We start from the raw sequence: 3,117 nt of genomic DNA, 5'->3' as shown, positions 1-3,117 counted from the left end.
GGTTCACGTGGGCGTTCTCGGCAGCGACGCGCCGCCCTACGACGCGCCGCACCCCGAACTCATGCTGCACGCGGCGGCCAGGCTCGCGCTCGGCGCGATGGACGCCGTGGCGGCGGGCTGCGGCATGGGCGGCAGCGCGTCGGCGCGCTTCTGGTTTACGGCTAACCTGTGCGTCATCATGTGCGAATGAATAGCGATCCAGTCATCGAAGTACGGGGTTTGAGCAAGCGGGTCACCGACGCCACCGGCGAGCTGACGATCCTCGACGGCATCGACCTCACCGTGCAGGCCGGCGGGAGCGTGGCGATCGTCGGCGCTTCCGGTTCCGGCAAGTCGACGCTGCTCGGTTTGCTGGCCGGCCTCGACAGCGCGAGCGCGGGTTCGGTGCGCCTGCTGGGCCATGAGCTTACCGGGATGGCCGAAGACCAGCGCGCGGCGCTGCGCAACGGCTCGGTGGGCTTCGTGTTCCAGTCGTTCCAGCTGATGCCGCATCTCACCGCTTTGGAGAACGTCGCGCTGCCGCTCGAACTGCAGGGCGGCATGTCGACGCGTGATGCTTTCGCCCGCGCGCGCACGCTGCTCGAGCGCGTGGGTCTTGCCGAGCGCACGGGCCACTATCCGAAGCTGCTCTCGGGCGGCGAGCAGCAGCGCGTGGCGCTCGCCCGCGCGTTCGTGACGCGCCCCGCGGTGCTGTTCGCCGACGAGCCCACCGGTAGCCTCGACGCCGCCACCGGCCACGCCGTCATCGACCTGATGTTCGAACTCAATCGCGCCAACGGCGCGACGCTCGTGCTCGTCACGCACGACGTCGATCTCGCGCAGCGCTGCGACGCCATCATCACGATCGAAGCGGGCCACCGCGTGCCCAACGCGCCGCATGGCGCGGCAGCCTCGCGCAACGCGAACAACGTCGAAGCCGGGCGTTAGCGCCTGAATAGTGAACGGCGTGCGCCGTGCATGCGCACGCCGGTTCCCCGCGAGTTAGCGCTTGAGTGCCGCACGGGCGCGCGCGATCAGCGCGGCCGTGGATGAATCGTGCGGCTTCACATCGGCGCTTGCCGCGTTCAGGTCGGCTTCGACCACCTTGCCGAGGATCTTGCCGAGTTCCACGCCCCACTGGTCGAACGGATTGATGTCCCACACGGAAGCCTGCACCAGCACCTTGTGCTCGTAGAGCGCGATGAGCGCGCCGAGCGAGCGGGCCGTGAGCGCATCGACGAGCAGCGTGGTGGTCGGGCGGTTGCCGGGGAACATGATGTGCGGCACGAGTTCGGGCTTGTCCGCGCCGGCGATCTTCTTCGCTTCTTCCTCGGTGCGGCCAAGCATCATCGCCTCGCTCTGCGCAAAGCAGTTCGCGAGCAGCTTCGGATGATGGTCGGCCAGCGGATGCTCGGGCGTGAGCACGGCAATGAAGTCGATCGGCACGATCGTCGTGCCCTGGTGCAGCATCTGGAAGAACGCGTGCTGGCCGTTCGTGCCGGGCTCGCCCCAGGTGATCGCCGAGGTCGCGTAATCGACGAACTTGCCGTCGAGGCGCGCCGACTTGCCGTTGCTCTCCATTTCGAGCTGCTGGAGATACGAAGGCAGGAAGTGCAGCGCTTCGGAATAGGGCGCAACGAGATAGCTCTGCGAGCCGAAGAAGTTGCGATACCAGATGCCGATCATGCCGAGCAGCACGGGCAGGTTCTTTTCCAGCGGCGCTTCGCGGAAGTGCTTGTCCATGTCGTGCGCGCCGGCGAGCAGTTCGTCGAACTGCTGCGGCCCGATGGCGATCATGATCGAGAGGCCCACGGCCGACCACAACGAATAGCGGCCGCCGACCCAGTCCCACATCTCGAACACGTTCTCTTTGGCGATGCCGAACTTCACGACTTCGGCCGGATTGGCCGAGACGCCCACGAAATGCTTCGCGAGTTCGCCTTGCGGACAGCCGTGCTTGACGAACCAGTCGCGCATCGACAGTGCGTTGGTCATGGTTTCGAGCGTCGTGAACGTCTTCGACACGATGATCGCCAGCGTTTCTTCCGGATCGATGTTTTCGATCGTGCGCCACAGGTCCGCGCCGTCGACGTTCGAGACGAAGTGCGAGGTGATCTCGGGGAGCTCGAGATGCTTGAGCGCGTGCACGACCATTTTCGGCCCGAGGTCCGAGCCGCCGATGCCGATATTCACGACATGGCGGATGCGCTTGCCCGTGTAGCCGGTCCACGCGCCGCTGCGCACGGCGTCGGCGAACTTCGCCATCTTCGCGCGCTCGGCGGCGATCTGGGCGTGGAACGGGGCGTCGGCTTCGGTGGCGCGCAAGGCGGTGTGCAGCGCCGCGCGGCCTTCCGTCGGATTGACGACTTCGCCCTTGAACATCGCATCGCGGCGCGCTTCCACGCCGGCCTCGCGAGCGAGCTGCACGAGCAGCTTGAGCGTGGCGTCGGTGATGCGGTTCTTCGAGAAGTCGGCGCCGAGACCGGCGCCTGCGAACGTGAAGCGTTCGGCGCGCGTCGGCGCTGGGTCGTTGGCGGGGGCGAACCAGTCGCGCAACTTTTCGTCGCGGATCTGTTCGTAATGCGTCTGTAGCGCGGACCAGGCGGGGAGCGGATTCGTCATGTTCGTCTAGCGAGGGATCACGAATGGAGGGCGGCAGGTGCGGTTCGCCGGTCAGGCCGAACGCGCTTCGCGCGCCGCGGGGAAGCACGGGCCGCCTTGGGTGCAAGGCGGCGTGCGGAGGATCAGTATAGCGGCCTCGCGCGACACTGCGCAGCGTTGTGATGCCTGCGGCTGTGCCGGGTGCGGGAGGTGGCGCGAGCGTCGTCGTGAAGCAAGCCGCGTGCCGCGCGAACGGATGCGCCGGATGCGGCTTCAGGCGGCATAAGACGGCGCGTAAAAGAGCCGGTTCATGAGCTTGCGCACCGCTGGCGCGAGTTCGCCCGCCGTGAGCCCCGCGGGGCCGTCGCCTTGTGCGCACAGCGTGTCGGCGGCGAGACCGTGCAGGTAGACGCCCGCGAGCGCCGCCTCGCAGGGCGGCACGCGTTGGGCCAGCAGCGCGCCGATCATGCCGCCGAGCACGTCGCCGGTGCCGCCCGTGGCGAGGGCCGCGTCGAGCGCGCCGCCGGTGCCGGGGCG

At 68.0% G+C, this 3,117-nt stretch carries 4 protein-coding genes; 2 read left to right on the top strand and 2 right to left on the bottom strand.

Annotated features, from left to right (window positions below):
• The coding region (locus AB4Y44_RS42060; RefSeq protein ID WP_368702776.1) for a hypothetical protein at nt 1–190 on the top strand (190 nt) is incomplete at its 5' end.
• Nucleotides 181–927, top strand: a complete 747-nt coding sequence (locus tag AB4Y44_RS42055; protein ID WP_342923910.1) for an ABC transporter ATP-binding protein — start codon at nt 181–183, stop codon at nt 925–927. The genes AB4Y44_RS42060 and AB4Y44_RS42055, both read left to right, overlap by 10 nt.
• A 54-nt stretch (nt 928–981) precedes the next feature.
• Here AB4Y44_RS42055 and pgi read toward each other — a convergent pair whose 3' ends face one another.
• Both pgi and AB4Y44_RS42045 read right to left on the bottom strand, forming a co-directional pair.
• Nucleotides 982–2,601 (bottom strand): glucose-6-phosphate isomerase, encoded by a 1,620-nt coding sequence (gene pgi, locus AB4Y44_RS42050; protein ID WP_342923911.1) that lies wholly within the window; start codon nt 2,599–2,601, stop codon nt 982–984.
• Between the two features lie 252 nt (nt 2,602–2,853).
• Nucleotides 2,854–3,117 (bottom strand): NAD(P)H-hydrate dehydratase (locus tag AB4Y44_RS42045; protein WP_368702775.1); only part of this gene is annotated, 264 nt, incomplete at its 5' end.

This window comes from Paraburkholderia sp. BR10937, from assembly GCF_040965695.1.
In the GTDB taxonomy this organism is placed as follows: Bacteria; Pseudomonadota; Gammaproteobacteria; order Burkholderiales; family Burkholderiaceae; genus Paraburkholderia.
The sequence above is the reverse complement of the archived record's forward strand: the minus strand, read 5'-3'. Positions and strand labels throughout refer to the sequence as shown.

Bases quoted from the DNA above. Each gene is read 5' to 3' on its own strand.
- pgi (WP_342923911.1), bottom strand. From the start codon at position 2,601: ATGACGAATCCGCTCCCCGCCTGGTCCGCGCTACAGACGCATTACGAA.